At 69.0% G+C, this 17,976-nt stretch carries 17 protein-coding genes; 8 read left to right on the top strand and 9 right to left on the bottom strand.

The features are described 5' to 3' along the window. Position 1: 1 nt before the first annotated feature. Positions 2–1,060: an alkene reductase gene (locus ACFY2X_RS37600; RefSeq protein WP_389947852.1), complete on the bottom strand. Its 1,059-nt coding sequence runs from the start codon at positions 1,058–1,060 to the stop codon at positions 2–4. Between the two features lie 121 nt (positions 1,061–1,181). Between ACFY2X_RS37600 and ACFY2X_RS37595 the strand changes: the two genes are divergently transcribed. Continuing rightward, positions 1,182–1,730, top strand: coding sequence for a MarR family winged helix-turn-helix transcriptional regulator (locus tag ACFY2X_RS37595; RefSeq protein WP_389947851.1), 549 nt, complete (start codon positions 1,182–1,184; stop codon positions 1,728–1,730). Positions 1,731–1,904: 174 nt separating this feature from the next. On the opposite strand, the gene ACFY2X_RS37590 is transcribed toward ACFY2X_RS37595, so the two are convergent. From ACFY2X_RS37590 to ACFY2X_RS37580, 3 genes are all read right to left on the bottom strand, one after another. Then, positions 1,905–3,257, bottom strand: coding sequence for a hypothetical protein (locus ACFY2X_RS37590; protein ID WP_389947850.1), 1,353 nt, complete (start codon positions 3,255–3,257; stop codon positions 1,905–1,907). 193 nt (positions 3,258–3,450) lie between these two features. Continuing rightward, positions 3,451–4,617, bottom strand: coding sequence for a methyltransferase domain-containing protein (locus tag ACFY2X_RS37585; RefSeq protein WP_389947849.1), 1,167 nt, complete (start codon positions 4,615–4,617; stop codon positions 3,451–3,453). A gap of 47 nt (positions 4,618–4,664) precedes the next feature. After that, positions 4,665–5,345 (bottom strand): Uma2 family endonuclease, encoded by a 681-nt coding sequence (locus tag ACFY2X_RS37580; protein WP_389947848.1) that lies wholly within the window; start codon positions 5,343–5,345, stop codon positions 4,665–4,667. A 487-nt stretch (positions 5,346–5,832) separates the two neighbouring features. Between ACFY2X_RS37580 and groES the strand changes: the two genes are divergently transcribed. From groES to ACFY2X_RS37560, 4 genes are all read left to right on the top strand, one after another. Next, complete coding sequence (groES, locus tag ACFY2X_RS37575) at positions 5,833–6,144, top strand: co-chaperone GroES (protein ID WP_055482820.1); 312 nt, start codon at positions 5,833–5,835, stop codon at positions 6,142–6,144. Positions 6,145–6,233: 89 nt separating this feature from the next. Further along, the gene (gene groL, locus ACFY2X_RS37570) at positions 6,234–7,856 is read left to right on the top strand and encodes a chaperonin GroEL (protein ID WP_389947847.1); all 1,623 of its coding nucleotides are present in this window, start codon (positions 6,234–6,236) and stop codon (positions 7,854–7,856) included. Between the two features lie 274 nt (positions 7,857–8,130). Further along, entirely contained in the window at positions 8,131–8,769 is a 639-nt protein-coding gene (locus ACFY2X_RS37565) for a sigma-70 family RNA polymerase sigma factor (protein WP_271220211.1), read from the top strand. A gap of 151 nt (positions 8,770–8,920) precedes the next feature. Beyond that, entirely contained in the window at positions 8,921–9,064 is a 144-nt protein-coding gene (locus ACFY2X_RS37560; protein ID WP_389947846.1) for a hypothetical protein, read from the top strand. Here the strand turns inward: ACFY2X_RS37560 and ACFY2X_RS37555 are convergent. Both ACFY2X_RS37555 and ACFY2X_RS37550 read right to left on the bottom strand, forming a co-directional pair. After that, on the bottom strand, positions 9,025–9,402 hold the full coding sequence (locus tag ACFY2X_RS37555) for a DUF5319 family protein (protein ID WP_389947845.1): 378 nt from the start codon (positions 9,400–9,402) through the stop codon (positions 9,025–9,027). The genes ACFY2X_RS37560 and ACFY2X_RS37555 overlap by 40 nt on opposite strands. Positions 9,403–9,443: 41 nt before the next feature. Beyond that, positions 9,444–10,454: a LuxR family transcriptional regulator gene (locus tag ACFY2X_RS37550; protein WP_389947844.1), complete on the bottom strand. Its 1,011-nt coding sequence runs from the start codon at positions 10,452–10,454 to the stop codon at positions 9,444–9,446. A 398-nt stretch (positions 10,455–10,852) separates the two neighbouring features. Here ACFY2X_RS37550 and guaB point away from each other — a divergent pair, with 398 nt between their 5' ends. From guaB to ACFY2X_RS37535, 3 genes are all read left to right on the top strand, one after another. Then, entirely contained in the window at positions 10,853–12,334 is a 1,482-nt protein-coding gene (guaB, locus tag ACFY2X_RS37545) for an IMP dehydrogenase (protein ID WP_389947843.1), read from the top strand. Positions 12,335–12,472: 138 nt separating this feature from the next. Further along, the gene (locus ACFY2X_RS37540) at positions 12,473–13,591 is read left to right on the top strand and encodes a GuaB3 family IMP dehydrogenase-related protein (protein WP_389947842.1); all 1,119 of its coding nucleotides are present in this window, start codon (positions 12,473–12,475) and stop codon (positions 13,589–13,591) included. Between the two features lie 316 nt (positions 13,592–13,907). Continuing rightward, positions 13,908–14,843: a hypothetical protein gene (locus ACFY2X_RS37535; protein WP_389947841.1), complete on the top strand. Its 936-nt coding sequence runs from the start codon at positions 13,908–13,910 to the stop codon at positions 14,841–14,843. On the opposite strand, the gene ACFY2X_RS37530 is transcribed toward ACFY2X_RS37535, so the two are convergent. Genes ACFY2X_RS37530 through nagA form a run of 3 tightly spaced genes read right to left on the bottom strand, consistent with a single transcriptional unit; the run spans position 14,844 to position 17,962 of the window. After that, a complete protein-coding gene (locus ACFY2X_RS37530) occupies positions 14,844–15,668 on the bottom strand; it encodes a ketose-bisphosphate aldolase (protein WP_389947840.1) in 825 nt (274 codons plus the stop codon). A 60-nt stretch (positions 15,669–15,728) separates the two neighbouring features. Beyond that, positions 15,729–16,829 (bottom strand): 1-phosphofructokinase family hexose kinase, encoded by a 1,101-nt coding sequence (locus ACFY2X_RS37525; protein ID WP_389947839.1) that lies wholly within the window; start codon positions 16,827–16,829, stop codon positions 15,729–15,731. Continuing rightward, positions 16,826–17,962, bottom strand: a complete 1,137-nt coding sequence (gene nagA, locus ACFY2X_RS37520; RefSeq protein WP_389947838.1) for an N-acetylglucosamine-6-phosphate deacetylase — start codon at positions 17,960–17,962, stop codon at positions 16,826–16,828. Before nagA ends, ACFY2X_RS37525 begins: the two co-directional genes overlap by 4 nt. Positions 17,963–17,976 lie beyond the last annotated feature (14 nt).

The following is a 17,976-nucleotide window of genomic DNA, read 5'->3' as shown; positions in this document are numbered from 1 at the left end:
CTCACGCCGGGTGAAGGGCGAGCGTCGGGTAGTCGGTGTAACCGCGGTGGTCGCCGCCGAAGGCCGTGGTGAAGTCGGGTTCGTTGAGCGACGCGCCGAGGCGCAGGCGAAGCGGCAGGTCGGGGTTGGCCAGGAAGGCCCTGCCCAGCGAGACCAGGTCGGCGCCGCGGCCCAGCCAGTGGGAGGCGGCGTCGGCCGGATCGGCGAGTGAAGGGTCGTTGACGATGAGGGTGTTGGGCCACAGGGCGCGGACCCGCTCGTAGAGCTCGTCCGAACCGCCCGCGATGAGGTGCAGGTAGGCCAGGCCGATCTCGGAGAGCGCGGAGACCAGCGCCGGGTAGACCTCGTGCGCGTCGTCTTCGACCACTTCCTGGGCGCCGGTGCCGGGCGACAGCCGGATGCCGACCCTGGACGCGCCGATCGCCTCCGCGACCGCCCGTGCGGCCTCCACGGCGAACCGGATCCGGCCGTCCACGGATCCGCCGAAGCGGTCGTCGCGCAGGTTGGCGTTCTGCGACAGGAACTGGTGGATGAGATAGCCGTTCGCGCCGTGCAGTTCGACCCCGTCGAAACCGGCGTCGACGGCGCGGCGGGCGGCGTCGACGAAGTCGCCGATGGTCGCCTCGACCTTGCCGGTGGACAGCTCCACGGGGGTGGGGATGTCCTGCATGCCGTTCGGCGTGAAGATCTGCGTCGCGGGCCGTACGGCGGACGGGGCGACGGGCAGCGCGCCGGTGTTGTCGGGATGGCCGATCCGGCCGGTGTGCATGATCTGGGCGAAGATCCGCCCGCCCGCCGCGTGGACGGCGTCCGTGACCTCACGCCACCCGGCCACCTGCTCGTCGGTGTGCAGCCCCGGCGTGTTCATGTATCCCTTGCCGGCCGGGCTTGGCTGCGCTCCCTCGGTGACGATTAGACCGGCCGAGGCGCGTTGGGCGTAGTAGAGAGCGGTCAGCGAGGAGGGAATGCCCTCGACGTAGGCCCGTGAGCGGGTCATGGGTGCCATCACGAGGCGGTTGGGCAACTCCAGGGCACCGAGCTTGAACGGTGTGAACGGCATGACCGATCCTTCCTTTGCCAGCCAATTTGGCTGACCAACTTGGCCAGCCAATGGTTAGTTCTACAACTTGGTCGGCCAACTTGCAAGCGATAGGCTCGGACCCGGAAAGAGGGGGCCTGTCATGACGGAACCAGTGCTGGAGGAAGGCGCCGAGGGAGCCGAATCGTGTGGGGCAGTCTGCGATGACCTGAACCGCCTGATGAATCAGGCGATGCGTGGTCATCGCCTGCTGCTCACCAGCCTCCTCGCGGAGATCGATCTCTATCCGGGTCAGGAGCGTGTGATGAGCCTGCTCTGGGAGAGGGGGCCGCAGTCACAGAACGTCCTGGCCAAGCTGCTCGGGATCGACGTGTCCACGATGACCAAGACCCTGCAGCGCCTTGAGCGGAGCGGGTTCATCAGCCGGAGCCCCAGCCCGGCCAACCGGCGCGTCAGCATCGTGGAGACCACGCCGAAGGGCGACGCGCTGCGTCCCGAGATCGAGCGGATCCTGACCGAGGTGCACCGGCGGATGACCCTGGGGCTGACGCCTGAGCAGACCGAAACGCTGTCCTCGTTGCTGGAAGTGGTCCAGGTCAACCTGTGTCGTGAGGTGAGAGCGAACCCCGGCCTGGCCGACGGGCAGGGGCCCGGCAAGGGTTACCCCTCCGGGGAGGGCGGGCGGTTCTGACGGGGCCGGGGCGGGCTCCGAGAAGGCACGGCCCAGAGAAGGCACGGCCCAGAGAAGGTACGGCCCAGAGAAGGTACAGGTCCGGGAGGAGCGCGAGTTCTGAGGGTCGCGGGCCTGGGGGAGTGGCCGGTGCCCGCGCCTTTCGGCGGCGCGGGCCGGGGGCTTCGGTTCTTGTCAGTCCTTGTCGTTGCGGGTGGGGCGGAGGAGGGCTTCGGCGAGGGCCAGCATGGTCTCCTCCAGCGCGCCCAGGCGGCGGGTGAGGTCCGCGCGGGCGGGTTCCATGATCTCGCCGAGGGCTTCGGAGAGCTGCTCTCGGTCGGGCTGGGCGCGGAGCATCTCCGCCAGGGGGACGAGGGCGGCCTGGGCCTGGGCGGCGCGCTCCTCCAGGGAGTCGAAGCGCTTGGCGTGGTCGTCGGCGTGGGTGCCGATGAGCGCGTCGATGTTCTTGTGGATCCCGCCGATGTCGAAGGTGGCGGGTAACTCGCCGACACGCTGGTTGACGGTCTCGACGTGGTCGTCCACGCTCTCCAGCCGCAGGCCGATCTTCTCCGCCTGGCTCTCCAGTGCGCACAGGCGGGAGTCGACGACGTCGACCCGGCTGGTGACACGGCCCTCGACGTCGTCGAGACGCTCGTCGAGCATGTCGAAGCGGCCGTCGTGGCGGGTGGAGATCTCGCCGAGGTGGCCGCCCACCGCGCCGACGCGGGAGTCCGCGGCGGACACCCGCTCCTCCAAGGTGGCGCAGCGTCCGTCGATTCCGCCCAGCAGGCCGTTCACCCGGTCGACCCGGCTCTCGATGTCGTCGGCCCGGCTGTCCAGGCGGGTCGCCACCAGGTCGACCTTGCCGTTCGCCTGCTCGACGGCGGCGAGCAGGCGGTCGGCGGCCTCGCCGACGATCTCCTGCAGGCTCGCGGACAGGTCGAGCATCCCGGACTCGATGCGCTCGGAGCGCTGGACGAGGTCGGCCAGAGCTTTGTCCAGGCGGGTGAACCGGTTGGCCGCGGCCTCCATGTTCGTCTGGATCTGACCGAGGCGCCTGGCGAACTCGCTCATTCGTTCGCCGGTGCCCTGGCCGTCGTCGATGATCGCCTGGAGGCGGGAGAGTGCCTCGTCCATGCTCTCCCCGACGGTGCCGACGTCGGCCCAGAGGCTTGGCAACTCACCGATGGGCGTGACCCGGTCGCGGACGGTGTCGACGCGCTCGCCAACGGCGTCCACGTGGTCGCGGACCGCCTCGACGTGCTGGGCGAGGCCTTCGGCCCAGGCCGGGGGGCGGACGGCGATGTCGTCCAGGCGGCCGTGAACGGAGTCCAGGGTGCCGCTGAGGCCGCCGAGCTCGCGTTCCCTGACCTCCCTCAGCAACCACTCCATGCCTTCCAGGCGCTGGCGGATCTCGTCGAGCACGGCGCCCTGGGTGCGCTGCTCGTACACGTGATCCTGGGCTGCGCGGGCGAGGAGCTCGCGCATCCGATCGGAGATGGCGGTCTGGCTGCCTGCCTGGAGCAGGGTGTGGTCGGAATGATCCACCGAAAGGCTCCTTCACGCGCCGACGGTCAGCCGCGCGGTGGGATTGGTCCGGTTTGCTAATAAACGCGGTTGAACCGCAGGCGGCGGAAGAACTCCCGCCCGGCAACCTTAGCCTCTGGATCAAGGTTTTTCGGAGTCGAATTTAAAAGATCGTGATTGTCGACAGATTGTCCGAATCCATTATTTCAGCAGGTCAGTAAGGGGTGCAGATAAGGGCGAACGGCCTGTCGACAATTCGGGTAAGAATGACTACCGAAGATTTATCCCCAGAAAGTCGCAAGTCTCTCCGCAAACGTTCGAGGTCGACGGCGGAGCCCCGTTTTTTGAGCGTCACGTTGCCCACTCCGCGCTCGCGGAGCGCCGCCCGCAGTCGTTTGAGTGAGAATGGCAGCACCTCGTGAACCTCGTACAGAGATGCCCATGGCGTCCGCGTCGCGACGTCCCCGGTGATGTAGGCGATGTGCGGGTCGAGCAGGTGCCCGCCGACCATGGCGGCGATCTCCGCCACGAGATGGGCCCGGATCGCCGCGCCGTCTGGTTCGTAGACGTAGCGGCCGACAGGACCGTGCTCGGGCCGGCCGAGCACCGGATCGGGCGTCATCGTCACGCCCGAGGGCAGGAGCGTGGCCCTTCGCTCCGTGTCGCCGGCCAGCTTGCCGCACCAGATCACGGCTTCCTTGACGTCGCCCTTGTAGGAGACCCACTCGGCTTCGGCGCCGTCGGGGATGAACTCGTAGGGAATGCCGGGGGCCACCTTCAGGCAGGCCGCGCGAGCCCTCGCCACCATCTCCAGGACCTCAGGCCACGGTGGCGAGTAGGCCATCGGATCGAAGGTCCTGCCTCGTGCCGTACGGCGGGCGGGGTCGGCGAACAGGACGTCGAAGGCCGCCGGGTCGATCGTGGTGGCGTCGGCCACACGGACCGAAACCCGGTCGCCGAACCCCAGGGCGTCGGCGTTCGCCTGGGCGATCGCGGCGGTGAGCGGGTCGGCGTCCACGGCCTCCACGGTGCATTCGGCCCTGGCCAGCGCGAGCAGATCACCGCCGATGCCGCAGCAGACGTCGGCGATGCGGGAGCCGGGGCCGATGCGCCGGGCGCGGTGGTCGGCGACCTCGCGGCGGGTCGCCTGTTCCAGGCCGTCCGAGGTGAAGTACATGAGATCGGCGTCGGCGCCGAACTTCTCTCTCGCGCGCCGCCTGAGCGTGGCCTGCGTGAGCGCCGCCGAGGTCAGGCCGGGGTCGTAGGTCTTCCTGAGCCGCGTCACCGCCGCCACCGGGTCGTCGCCCACGATCTCGGCCGCCGCTCCCAGGGCCTCCTGGCCACGCGGGGTCAACAGCTCCCGGAATGCGTCAAGGTCCACGCCACCCGACGTTACCGTCTGGTCGAGGTGCGGCTTTCTCCCCGGTCTCAGTCCGGCAACTCTATGAGGTCGATGTCGATGGGGAATGGTTCGGCGACCTTGAGACGGTCGTGGTGGATGCCGGTGACCGAGTAGGACCGGCTGACCGGATCGAGTTGATAGACGAAGACTGTCGGCTCGTCAGCTTTGTTCTCTACCAGCCAGAAGTGGGGGATGCCTGCCTTGGCGTAGAGCTCCGGCTTGACACTGTGGTCGCGGAATTCGGATTCGGGTGAGACGACTTCGATGACCAGATGCACTTCGTTGGGCGTGTAGGCGGTGCGGGACCGATCCTGCGCCGCTTGCTTGTCGACGACGACAACGTCCGGACATGGGCGCTGTCTCGGACCAAGCACGAGATCCATCTGCATCACCGCTTTGAGGTGATCGGGAGCCTGTGCGTTGAGGGTGGTGCGTAGTCCATACAGGAGGTACTCGTGGAAGCGCCTTTGGGGGGACATGAAGATGAGGGCTCCATCGATGAGTTCGACGTGCTTGAAGAAGTCCAGCTCGCCGTTGGGGCCGTTCTGGGGGAGCCGGTCGAGGTCGTCGGCCGTCCACCCTCCGGGCGGGGGATACGGCCAGTTGGCGAGCAACTCATCAGCGTCACGCAGTGCGCCCGTTTCCTTGCTCACAGTGCTGGTCACGCCCTCCACCCTAGCGTCGTCTCCGTCACCGTTCGTGGTCATCGGGTCACATTCCCATCAGAGCTTCCTGGTCATCTCTCTCATGTTCCCCCGGATCGGGGTCGTTGTCGCCTGTGTCAGGGAAGGCGGGGACTCCTTTGGAGGTAGAGATGAACTGGAGGTAGAGATGGACGCCTTGTTCTTTTCGAACCTCTTGTGCCTCGATGTGCGAGGGGTTTGGATGGCAGAAGAAAATTCCAGTGAGCCTGGAGAGGTGCTGGTTTCGTGCGGCACTCCCGGGAGCTGTGCGAGGGGCGGGTCCAGTGTGTCCGGAGCCTGTCTGTGGTGAAGCGGCGCAAGGCTTGACGCTCGCATGAAGCACGCATGGGTGGTTCGTGTTGACTGTCAAGGCCTCCTTGCATACTGTTCCGTATTGGCACTCTCCCGGTGAGAGTGCCAATAAATATGCGACGAGGCAGGTCTGACACCCGCGACGGCAGACCGCTGGTCGCCTCTTCTAGATCATTCAAATCTGAAGGGGAGGTCCGACGTGACGACCGCCACCAAGGTTCCCGTTAAGCCGCTCGGCGACCGCATCGTGGTCCAGCCGCTGGAGGCCGAGCAGACCACCGCTTCCGGTCTGGTTATCCCGGACACCGCCAAGGAGAAGCCCCAGGAGGGCAAGGTTCTCGCGGTGGGCCCGGGTAACTGGGACGAGGACGGCGAGAAGCGTATCCCGCTCGACGTCAAGGAGGGCGATGTCGTCCTCTACAGCAAGTACGGCGGCACCGAGGTGAAGTACGGCGGCGAGGAGTACCTCGTGCTCTCCGCCCGCGACGTGCTCGCCATCATCGAGAAGTAATTCACGCTTCACACAGATGACGTATCGAGCCCCGGGACGCGAGAGCGCCCGGGGCTTTGATACGCCGACGTACTTTAGGGAGGATTGTCATGCCGAAGACCCTGTCGTTCGAGGAGGACGCACGCCGCGCTCTTGAGCGTGGTGTGAACGCCCTCGCGGATGCCGTGAAGGTGACCCTTGGCCCGCGCGGCCGCAACGTCGTCATCGACAAGAAGTTCGGTGCGCCGACCATCACCAACGACGGTGTCACCATCGCTCGCGAGGTCGAGCTGGAGAAGCCGTACGAGAACCTCGGCGCCCAGCTGGCCAAGGAAGTCGCCACCAAGACCAACGACATCGCCGGTGACGGCACGACCACCGCCACCGTGCTCGCCCAGGCGATGGTTCGCGAGGGTCTGCGTAACGTCGCCGCCGGCGCCCAGCCGCTGTCCCTCAAGCGCGGCATCGACCTCGCCGCCAGGGCCGTCAGCGACAGGCTGATCGAGTCCGCGCGTCCGGTCGAGGACAAGAAGGAGATCGCGAACGTAGCGACGATCTCCGCCCAGGACGAGAAGATCGGTGAGCTGATCGCCGAGGCGTTCGACAAGGTGGGCAAGGACGGTGTCATCACCGTCGAAGAGTCCAACACCATGGGCCTGGAGCTTGAGTTCACCGAGGGCCTCCAGTTCGACAAGGGCTACCTGTCGCCCTACATGGTGACCGACCAGGAGCGGATGGAAGCGGTCCTTGAGGACGCCTACATCCTGATCTCCCAGGGCAAGATCTCCTCCGTCGCGGACTTCCTGCCGCTGCTGGAGAAGGTCGTGCAGACCAAGAAGCCGCTGCTCGTCATCGCCGAGGACGTCGAGGGCGAGGCCCTGGCGGTCCTGGTCACGAACAAGATCCGTGGCACCTTCACCTCCGTCGCGGTCAAGGCGCCGGGCTTCGGTGACCGGCGCAAGGCCATGCTGCAGGACATCGCCATCCTCACCGGTGGCCAGGTCGTCAGCGAAGAGGTCGGCCTCAAGCTGGACACCGTCGGCGTCGAGGTGCTCGGCAGCGCCCGCCGCATCGTGATCACCAAGGACTCCACCACCATCGTGGACGGTGCGGGCGACGCGCAGGCGATCGCCGGCCGGGTCAAGGAGATCAAGTACGCCATCGAGCAGTCCGACTCCGACTGGGACCGCGAGAAGCTCCAGGAGCGCCTCGCCAAGCTCGCCGGCGGTGTCTGCGTGCTGAGGGTCGGTGCGGCCACCGAGGTGGAGCTCAAGGAGAAGAAGCACCGTCTTGAGGACGCGATCTCCGCGACCCGCGCCGCGATCGAGGAGGGCATCGTCTCCGGCGGTGGCTCCGCGCTGATCCACGTCTCCAAGGTTCTGGACGACCTGGGCCTGAGCGGCGACGAGGCGACCGGTGTCGCCGTGGTTCGCAAGGCGCTCATCGAGCCGGCTCGCTGGATCGCCGAGAACGCCGGCCTGGAGGGCTACGTCGTGACCTCCAAGGTCTCCGAGCTGCCCGTCGGCCAGGGGTTCAACGCCGCCACCGGTGACTACGGCGATTTGATCGCCCAGGGTGTCATCGACCCGGTTAAGGTCACCCGCTCGGCCGTCCAGAACGCCGCCTCCATCGCCGGCATGCTGCTGACGACCGAGGCGCTCGTGGTGGACAAGCCCGAGGAGGAGGCCCCGGCCGCCGGTGGTCACGGCCACGGTCACGGCCACGGCCACTGATCTTCATCGGATCCGTACGGCTCGCATCCCATCAAGGGATGCGAGCCGTTTGCGTTTTCCGGTAAACCGAAAGGGACCCCAAAGCGTCATCGCATGTTGCGCGCAAGCCAAACGCTGTTCCAACAAATGGCTGTCATATTCAGCAATTCGATGAAATGTTCCCACTTAGAACAGCCTCTACTGTCGCCATTCGATTACACCCCGTTATCTCCGTCTCAATGTGACCAATCCGTAGCCGTTTGCCATGAGGACAGGCCGGATCAGGGCGGGCATCATGCCTAACGTGACCGAGGGATGCGTCGCCGACGCCAAAAGTGGGGTAAGGCTTGCGACGAGATCTGAAGGGATCGCCCATAGGGATGATCTCAAGGATCTGACGAGCCTCGCCGTTCAGGGAGATCGCACCGCGATCGAATCTCTGATCGCGCAGTTACGGCCAATGGTCGTCCGTTATTGCCGTGCTCGTCTTGGCCGGGTTTCCGGTCAGTATCACATCGCAGACGACGTGGCCCAGGAAGTGTGCATCGCGGTTCTGTCCGCGTTGCCGCGTTACCGGGACATGGGGCGTCCTTTCGCGTCCTTCGTCTTCGGTATCGCCTCTCACAAGGTGGCCGACGCGTTGCGCAGCTCCGTGCGCTCCGCCGTACCCACACAGGACCTCCCGGACGGGCCCGACGAGGGGCCGGGGCCGGAGGAGACCGTGGTGCGCTACATCGAGGCCGAGCACGCGCGCAGGCTGCTGTCCAGGCTCCCGGACAATCAACGTGAGCTGCTCATGCTCAGGGTCGTGTCGGGCCTCTCGGCGGAAGAGACGGGTAATGTACTCGGCATGTCACCAGGTGCGGTCCGTGTTGCCCAGCACCGGGCGCTCGCCCGGCTGAGGGCGATGGCGGAGCTGGAGTCGATAGCTTGACCGCGGAGCAGCCGAGCCAGGCTCGGCATCCGGGGTCTGGAGCCCGAATCGGGACTCGCTCGATCGGCGAGGCCCCGAAGCGGGCACGGCCATGACAGCGGTCCACCCTCGACGTCCGGCTCGGAGATACGGGCCGGACGAGGATCCGGCCGTGGCCGAGACCGAGGCCGTTCTGGAGGCGCTCTCCCGCAGGGAGCCCGTCCACACGTCAGATGTCGCCGTCGGCCTGCTGGCCGCCCTGGTCGACGACGTCGATCAGCGGCGTTCCTCGGTGTCGATCACACCGTCCACGTAGCCTCGGGCGTATTCCCAGCTGACGTAGTCGGCCGGGTTGGGCTGGTAGGCGGGCTCGTGCACCTGCGGCTGACCGAGCTCGATCATCTGGCGCAGGTTGCCGCGCAGCAGCTCCCAGTCGAAATAGTGCTGCTCGCCGCACTCCGGGCAGTCGAGGACCAGGCCGAGCACGCCCTGGGGCTCAAGCAGGGAGCGGAAGACCTCCACGTCGGCGAGATCGGTCATGGCCTCGTCGCGTTCGGCTGAGGTCAGGGGCTCGGGCTCACCGGAATCACCCAGCGCCGCCGCCGGGTCGTCGGGGTCGTCCGCGAACGGGTCGCGAGGGACATCGTCGAGCACGATCCCACCTTATGGCCTCGATGCGGCCAACAGACCCCGAACTACACCAGCCACCCACGACGGGTCGCTTCCACGCCGGCCTGGAACCGGGTCTGCGCGCCCAGTTCGGCCATGGCGTCGGCGAAGCGGGCCCGTACCGTCCGCACCGAGACTCCGAGCTGCCGGGCGATCATCTCGTCGCAGACCCCCTGCGCCGCCAGCCGCAGCACCCGGACCACGCTGTCGGCGCGGTGCGTCCAGGGCAGCGGTGCCGCGCGGGCCCACAGCTCCTCGAAGAACGAACGCAGCGCGGCCACCACGACGGCCGCCCGGACCAGGTGGAAGTTGTAGGCGTTCTCGGCGAGGGCGCCGCCCCACTGGGCGGGCATGCCCGCGGTGTCGGCGCCGGCGATGAGGAACCAGCTCGGTACCGTGCCGAGGGTGCAGATCTGCGCTCCCGCCCGCTCGAACTGGCTGAGTTTGTCCCGCAGGCCGGGTGTGTCCAGCGTGTGAACCGGGATGATGACCCGGCAGGAGAGCAGGCCGGCGTGCTGGGCTCCGATCCACTGGTCGGCGTAGCGATGCGCGAAGTCGCTCACCGTCCGCTCGTCGGGGATGGCCGACAGCAGCTCCAGCGGCGGCGCCTGGACCGCCATGCCGATCACGCTCTCGTAGAGCTCGTCGGCCCCGCTGACCAGATCCACCGAGAACTGGCCGGACTGGTAGTCGCATCCGGCGTCGTACTGATGGATGAAGCCGCGGATCGACTCAAGCACGGTGTCGATCCTGCGGCTTTCCTCGGCGAGCCGGTCCAGGCGATCGGCGATCAGATGGCCGAGGGACGCGGCGGGATGCCTGGCGAGATATTCGCCGCCCTGCTCGTCGACCACCCCCAGCCTCACCAGGGTGGTCAGCTCATGGCCCAGTAGTTCGGGCGAGCCGTCGGTGGCCTGGGCGAGCTCGGCGCAGGTGGCACGGTGCAGGCGCAGCACCGCGTTGTACAAGGCGGTCTGCGCGGGAGTGAGACCCAGGGCTTCCAGCGGGTCGGGCGGTGAGGGCGTGTAAGCGCGCATCGGTGGGGACTCCTGAGGAGACAGGATGTGCCGAGAGGATAACTCGGCGAATTCGCTCTGTCCGGGCGTTGTCCCGACCGGCATGTCGCGGGTGCAACTTCGTGCAGTTGCACGTTTGTACATTGCGGACGAACGGACCGTGACGCAGGCTTGACGCAGCGTCGGCACCAGGCGCGGGCAGCGCCACCGTTCGAACGCGGAGGGGGGTTCGACGGTGCAGAGGCGTCTCGCGGCGTGCCGGTGACCGGGAGACCGAGCGGGTCACCGACCGCTCGGTCTCCCGCCTTGGTCTCCCACCTTGCCCGGTGTCCTCCGGGTTTGGAGCCAGACTCTAAACTGTGACCCGGGGGCCGGCGCCTATCCCCACCCATGAGAGCGCCGCGGCAGGAGGGTTGCAGATGGCCAAGTTCACCGAGCAGGGACTCACGTTCGACGACGTGCTCCTTGTGCCTGCTTATTCGGATCTGCAGCCGGGAGAGGCCGACACCGGCACGCGGCTGTCCCGGGGGATCACCCTGCGCATCCCGCTGATCTCCGCGGCGATGGACACCGTCACCGAGGCCCGGATGGCGGTGGCGATGGCCCGCCAGGGCGGCATCGGCATCCTCCACCGCAACCTCTCCGTCGAGGACCAGGCTCAGCAGGTCGACCTCGTCAAGCGTTCCGAGGCCGGGATGGTCACCAACCCGGTCACCTGCTCGCCGGGCGACACCCTCGCCGATGTCGAGGGTCTGTGCGCCACCTACCGGATCTCCGGTGTCCCGGTGACCGACGCGAGCGGCGTGCTCGTGGGCATCGTCACCAACCGCGACATGCGCTTCGAGACCGACCACAGCCGTCCGGTGCGCGAGGTCATGACCCCGATGCCGCTCGTCACGGCCCCGGTCGGAGTCTCCAGGGACGACGCGTTCGACCTGCTCAGAAAGAACAAGATCGAGAAGCTGCCGCTGGTGGACGCCGACGGGCGGCTCCGCGGGCTCGTCACCGTCAAGGACTTCACCAAGAGCGAGCAGTACCCGCTCGCCACCAAGGACGCCGATGGCCGGCTTGTCGTGGGGGCGGCCATCGGTGTCGGGGGTGACGCGGAGAAGCGCGCGGCGGCCCTGATCGAGGCCGGTGCCGACGCGATCATCGTCGACGTCGCGCACGGTCACTCCAAGGGACTCGCCGACATGATCGCCAAGATCAAGGCCAACAGCCGGGTCGACGTGATCGGCGGCAACATCGCCACCCGGGCGGGTGCCCAGATGCTCATCGACGCCGGAGCCGACGCGGTCAAGGTCGGGGTCGGGCCGGGCTCCATCTGCACCACCCGCGTGGTGGCCGGTGTCGGCGCCCCGCAGGTGACGGCCATCCACGAGGCCTCCCTGGCCGCCGGTCCGGCCGGAGTGCCGCTGATCGGCGACGGCGGCCTGCAGTACTCCGGAGACATCGTCAAGGCCATCGCGGCCGGAGCCGACACGGTCATGCTGGGGTCGCTGCTCGCGGGCTGCGAGGAGTCCCCGGGCGAGCTGATCTTCATCAACGGCAAGCAGTTCAAGTCCTACCGGGGCATGGGCTCGCTCGGCGCGGTCCGCAACCGCGAGCGCGGCGGCGCCTCCTTCAGCAAGGACCGCTACGCCCAGGCCGACGTCGGCGGCGAGGACAAGTTCATCCCCGAGGGGATCGAGGGCCAGGTGCCCTACCGCGGTCCGGTCGCCGCGGTCGCCCACCAGCTCGTCGGCGGCCTGCGTCAGGGCATGTGGTACTCCGGCTGCCGCACGATCCCGGAGATGCACACCAAGTGCGAGCTCATGCCGATCACGGCGGCGGGTCTCAAGGAGAGCCACCCGCACGACATCCAGATGACGGTCGAGGCTCCGAACTACCACCGCCGATAGGGTTTCTGTCGCGGACACCGAGGACGAACGACGAGAGACGCGCGCCGGTCTCGGCGAGCAGGCGGGCCGCATTGGCACCGTACGGCTCGCGCCCGCTCGGCGTGAGCCGTACACGCACGAAATGGGAAAGACAGGCATATGACTCAGGTGGAGATCGGGCGCGGCAAGAACGGCCGTCGTGCCTACGCGCTCGACGAGATCGGCATCGTCCCGTCCCGGCGCACTCGTGACCCGGAGGAGGTCTCGATCGCCTGGCAGATCGACGCCTACCGGTTCGATCTGCCCGTCGTGGTGAGCCCGATGGACAGCGTGGTCTCGCCGAAGACCGCGATCGAGGTCGGCCGGCTCGGCGGTCTCGCGGTGCTGGACCTCGAAGGGCTCTGGACCCGCTATGACGACCCGATGCCCCTGCTGGCCGAGGTGGCCGAGCTCAAGGGTGAGGCCGCGACCAGGCGGCTCCAGGAGATCTACAACGCGCCGATCAAGGAAGAGCTGATCGGCCAGCGCATCGAGGAGATCCGCGCGGCCGGGGTGACCACGGCCGTCCGTCTGTCCCCGCAGCGCACGGTCCAGTACCACAAGGCCGTCATCGACGCGGGCGTGGACATCTTCGTGATCCGCGGCACCACGGTCTCCGCCGAGCACGTCTCCGGCCGGGCCGAGCCGCTGAACCTCAAGCAGTTCATCTACGAGCTCGACGTCCCGGTGATCGTCGGCGGCTGTGCCACCTACACGGCGGCGCTGCACCTGATGCGGACCGGTGCGGCCGGCGTGCTCGTCGGCTTCGGCGGCGGCGCCTCGCACACCACCCGCACGGTGCTGGGCGTGGCCGTGCCGATGGCCACCGCGATCTCCGACGTGGCCGCGGCACGCCGCGACTACATGGACGAGTCCGGCGGCCGGTATGTCCACGTCATCGCCGACGGCGGCATGGGCACCTCCGGTGACATCGCCAAGGCGATCGCCTGCGGCGCCGACGCGGTCATGGTCGGCTCGCCGCTGGCCAGGGCCGTCGAGGCTCCCGGCCGCGGCTTCCACTGGGGGTCGGAGGCGCAGCACCCCGAGCTGCCCCGGGGCAAGCGGGTCGAGTTCGGCACGATCGGCACGCTGGAGCAGATCCTGCACGGCCCGTCCTCGGTGGCCGATGGCTCGATGAACCTGATGGGCGCCCTCAAGCGCACGATGGCCACCGCCGGATACTCCGACCTGAAGGAGTTCCAGCGGGTCGAGGTCGTCGTCGCCCCGTACGGCGTCTGACAGCTCGCGCGAACGCCCGGCCTGTCAGGCCGGGCGTTCGTCGTTTTCGCCGTCCGGCGGGGAGACGGCAGCGGGCCGGGGGACGAGAGGCGGCAGCGGCCGTGGGTTTCGCGAAACGAAGCAAAACGAAGCAGAGCGAAGCGAAATGAAGCAGATCGAAGCGTAACGAAGTGCCCGCGAAGTGGACTGACGGCGTGAACAGGAATGAAAGGGTCTAGCGGGTTCCGGTGGATTAAGCATGAGATGAGTGCTTCGCGGGGCTGGATTAAGTGTTTGTGAAAGTGACGTATGGGCGAAAATCTGTGAACATTCGCATGTGTCGGTTGATCGCGAACTCCGGGATGCCCTCAGCGAGGGCCCTTTCCATACCGCGCTCCGCGCCGCGGTGGAGGCGCGCGGCCTGACCCTGGACCGGCTCCGCCGGCGCCTGGAAGAGCGCGGCCTGCGGGTCGGGATGACGAGCCTGAGCTACTGGCAACAGGGCCTGCGCCGCCCTGAACGGCCCGAGTCGCTGCGCGCCGTGCGTGCGCTGGAGGAGATCCTCACCCTGCCGCCGCGCTCGCTGATGGGCCTGCTCGGCCCGCCCCGGCCCCGAGGCCGGGGACAGAACGGCGGGTCGCGGCCGGGCACCGTGCCGCCCCCCTCGATCGCGGGTTCCGCCCGCGCCCTGTCGGCCCTGCTGCACGACCTGGACGGGGTCACCGACGACCGGCGGCTGCACATGGCCGGGATGTACGAGACGCTGCAGATCGGGGCGGACCGCAGCACCACCCGGCGTGAGACGCTCCAGGTGGTGCGGGCGCAGGAGGACGCCGCCGATCGCTACATCATGGTCTACCGGGGTGACCTGGGATGCGACGTGGAACGCGTGCGGATCCGGGCACTGGAGGACTGCAGGGTCGGCCGGGTCCGCCGTGACGGGCCGACCGCCCTGGTGGTGGCCGAGCTGCTGTTCGACCGGGCGCTCCAGGTCGGGGACACCCAGGTGATCCGCTACGAGCTCGCCGATCCGAGCGGTGTGGAGACCACCAAGTACGAGCGGGGATTCCGCTTCCCGGCCGGCCAGTACATGCTCCGGGTGAGCTTCGACCCGGCCGCCCTCCCGCTTCGCGTCCACCGTTTCGCCCGCCACGACAACGCCACGGGCGAACACGACCGCGGTGAGCTCACCCTCAACGCCCACCACGCGGTCCATCTGGTGGCCGGCTCGCTCCAGCCCGGCCTGGTCGGCATCCGCTGGGACTGGCCGTGATCAGCCCGCCAGGACGCCCAGAAGGCGGGTGACCTCGGTGGCGATGGCCGTACGGCCGGCCCCGACGTACTTGCGGGAGTCCACCACCTTCTCGTCGGCCGCCAGGTAGTCGCGGATCGCGCGGGTGAAGGTCTTGTTGAGGTGCGTGGCGATGTTGATCTTCTTCATGCCGTGCCGTACGGCGGCGCGCAGGGTGTCGTCCGGCACGCCGGAAGAGCCGTGGAGCACCAGCGGGACCGGGACGGCGGCACGCAGGTCGGCGATCAGCTCCAGGTCGAGGACGGCGTCCCTGGTCGTCATGGCGTGGGAACTGCCCACGGCCACGGCGAGCGCGTCCACACCCGTCCGGCTCACGTAGTCCGCGGCCTCGTGCGGCTTGGTCCGCACCCCCGGCGCGTGCACCCCGTCCTTGCCGCCCACCTCGCCGAGCTCGGCCTCCACCCACACGCCACGCCCGTGACACGCGGCGGTGACCTCGGCCGTCAGCGCCACGTTCTCCTCGTCGGGCAGGGCCGAGGCGTCGAACATCACCGAGCCCAGGCCCAGTTCCACGGCCTCCTCGACGAGTGCGCGGTCCGTGGCGTGGTCGAGGTGCACGGCCACCGGCACCGTCGCCGCCCTGGCCACCGCGAGCGACGCGGTCGCGATCGGGGCGAGGGCGCCGTGAAAGCGGACACAGTTCTCGCTGATCTGCAGCACGACGGGCGTGCCCGCCGCCTCGGCTCCGGCGACGATCGCCTCGGCGTGCTCCAACTGGATGACGTTGAACGCGCCGACGCCCGCCGGAGCGTCGCGGATGATGTCTCCAATGCCGACAACAGGCATGATGGCCCTTTCGTCTACTTCCTTTACGGGATCACCGGCTCGATGCGGAGCTCGGGGTGCCTACGGGTGCAGCGCTTCCACCCGGATTCCGGGATGGATCCTCTGGAACGTTTCCCGGTCGACCTCACCGGCGACCGGGGCGGCCACCGCGGCCGCGCCGAGGGCGGCCGCGCGGCGCAGCCGGTCGGGCCAGGGCATGCCCTCCACCAGGCCCAGCGCCAGCCCCGCGACGAGCGCGTCACCGGCCCCGGTGGGGTTCCCCTCCACCCGGTACGGCATGGCGGCCCGCCAGGCGCCCTCGGGGGTCACAGCCAGCAGCCCGTCGGCGCCGAGGGACACCACGACCGACTCCGCCCCGCCCTGCCGGAGCATCGCGGCTCCCGCGAGGGTCGTCCCGGATGGCCGCCGGCCGGTGGGTGACGCCCCGTCGTGCCGGAGCGTCTCGGTTTCGAGGACCTCGCCGGAGGCCGCCGGGCCGCCGTCTCCCCGGGCCAGGGCGCTTTCCAGGGCCAGGGCGCGGGAGAGTTCCTCGGCGTTGGGCTTGACGATCGAGGGGCGGCCCGCGGGGGCGTGCCTGAGCGGCTCGCCGTCGGCGTCCACGATCGCCGGGACGCCCCGCTCGCGGGCTCGGGCCGCGAGTTCGGCGTAGAAGCCGGCGGGCACTCCGCGGGGCAGGCTGCCGGAGATCACGACCGTCGCGGCCCGCCCCAGACGCGTGTCGTAGTCGTGCAGAAAGCGTTCGAGCTCCGCCTCGGTCACGACCGGTCCGGGTTCGTTGAACAGCGCCGTGCGCCGCGCGGCCCGCTCCGCGCCGCCGACGGTAGACACCGTGCCGGGGGCGGGGGCGAGATCGCAGACGGCCAGGGTGGAGCGCGACTCGGCGGCGATCGGGGTGAGTGCGGCGGGCAGGCCCGCCGCGGCGAGGTCGGCCTCGGCCGCGCGGCCGGTGGGGCCGCCGGACAGGCCCGTGACGAGAACGTCGCGGCCGAGGTCGGCGAGCACTCTGGCCACGTTGACACCTTTGCCGCCCGCCCTGCGGTGCACGGTCCGCACCCGGTTGACGCCGTCCCAGTCGACGTTCTCGGTCATGTAGGTGACGTCGAGGGCCAGGTTCAGCGTGACGGTCAGGATCGTGCCGTGCGGGGCGGGCGATGAGGTCATCGGGGTTCCGTGATCCAGCTTCCGTGCTTCATGACGCCCGCGACTTCCAGGTCGTCGGTGAGCACTACCAGGTCGGCCTGCTTGCCGACGGAGACGGAGCCGAGGCGGTCGGCGAGGCCGAGCACTCGGGAGGGAGTGAGGGAGGCGACCTCGGCCGCCTCGGCCATGGACAGGCCGACCTCCCGGACGCTGCGCCGGAACGCGACGTCCATGGTCAGGGTGCTGCCCGCGATGGAGCCGCCCTCGGCCAGCCGGGCGACGCCGTCCACGACGTCGACCTTCATCGGGCCGAGCCGGTAGACGCCGTCACCCATGCCGGCCGCCGCCATCGCGTCGGTGATCAGGGCGGTCCTGCCGGGGCCCGCGACGTCGTAGGCCAGGCGCATCATCGCCGGGTGGAGGTGCACGCCGTCGTTGATCAGCTCGACCGTGACGCGCTCGTCCTCCAGCAGCGCGGCGACCGGGCCCGGGTCGCGGTGGTGCAGCGGCGGCATCGCGTTGTAGAGGTGGGTCGCGACGCTGCCGCCCGCGTCGATGCCCGCGATGGTCTGCTCGTAGGTGGCGTCGCTGTGCCCGAGGGCGGCGATCACGTTGTTGGCGACGGCCTCCCGGATGGTGTCCAGGGCGCCGGGCAGTTCGGCGGCGATGGTGAGCATCCGCACGTGGCCGCGCCCGGCCTTGAGCAGGTCGGTGAACTCCTGAGGGGACGGCTCGCGCAGCAGCGCCGGGTCGTGGGCGCCGCAGCGGGCCCTGGAGATGTAGGGGCCCTCGAAGTGGATCCCGGCCAGCAGGCCGTCCTCGCACAGGTCGGCCAGGGCGGCGGTCGCCCGGGCCAGGTCGTCCAGGGTCGCGGTGACCAGGCTGGCCATGAGCGTGGTGGTGCCGTGCCGGGCGTGCAGGGCGGCGATCCGGCTCGCCTGGTCCGGATCGCCCGCGGGGAAGGAGCCGCCCGCCCCACCGTGGTTGTGGATGTCGACGAAACCCGGCACGACGTATCGGCCCGCGAGGCTGTGCCCCGGCCCGGGGGCGGAACCCTGGCCCACGTGGGTGATGCGGCCGTCTTCGATGGTGAGCCAGCCTTCGTGGACACCTTCGGGGGTCACGACGCGGGCGTCGGCGAGTGTGATGCTCATGGCACTATCCTCTC

The sequence above is a fragment of the Streptosporangium sp. NPDC000396 genome (assembly GCF_042898655.1).
In the GTDB taxonomy this organism is placed as follows: domain Bacteria; phylum Actinomycetota; class Actinomycetes; order Streptosporangiales; family Streptosporangiaceae; genus Streptosporangium.
This window is presented reverse-complemented; position numbering and strand designations above follow the sequence as displayed.

Bases quoted from the DNA above. Each gene is read 5' to 3' on its own strand.
- ACFY2X_RS37530 (WP_389947840.1), bottom strand. From the start codon at position 15,668: ATGCCTGTTGTCGGCATTGGAGACATCATCCGCGACGCTCCGGCGGGC.
- groL (WP_389947847.1), top strand. From the start codon at position 6,234: ATGCCGAAGACCCTGTCGTTCGAGGAGGACGCACGCCGCGCTCTTGAG.
- guaB (WP_389947843.1), top strand. From the start codon at position 10,853: ATGGCCAAGTTCACCGAGCAGGGACTCACGTTCGACGACGTGCTCCTT.
- ACFY2X_RS37600 (WP_389947852.1), bottom strand. From the start codon at position 1,060: ATGCCGTTCACACCGTTCAAGCTCGGTGCCCTGGAGTTGCCCAACCGC.
- ACFY2X_RS37550 (WP_389947844.1), bottom strand. From the start codon at position 10,454: ATGCGCGCTTACACGCCCTCACCGCCCGACCCGCTGGAAGCCCTGGGT.
- nagA (WP_389947838.1), bottom strand. From the start codon at position 17,962: ATGAGCATCACACTCGCCGACGCCCGCGTCGTGACCCCCGAAGGTGTC.
- ACFY2X_RS37580 (WP_389947848.1), bottom strand. From the start codon at position 5,345: ATGACCACGAACGGTGACGGAGACGACGCTAGGGTGGAGGGCGTGACC.
- ACFY2X_RS37595 (WP_389947851.1), top strand. From the start codon at position 1,182: ATGACGGAACCAGTGCTGGAGGAAGGCGCCGAGGGAGCCGAATCGTGT.
- ACFY2X_RS37525 (WP_389947839.1), bottom strand. From the start codon at position 16,829: ATGACCTCATCGCCCGCCCCGCACGGCACGATCCTGACCGTCACGCTG.
- ACFY2X_RS37540 (WP_389947842.1), top strand. From the start codon at position 12,473: ATGACTCAGGTGGAGATCGGGCGCGGCAAGAACGGCCGTCGTGCCTAC.
- ACFY2X_RS37565 (WP_271220211.1), top strand. From the start codon at position 8,131: ATGCCTAACGTGACCGAGGGATGCGTCGCCGACGCCAAAAGTGGGGTA.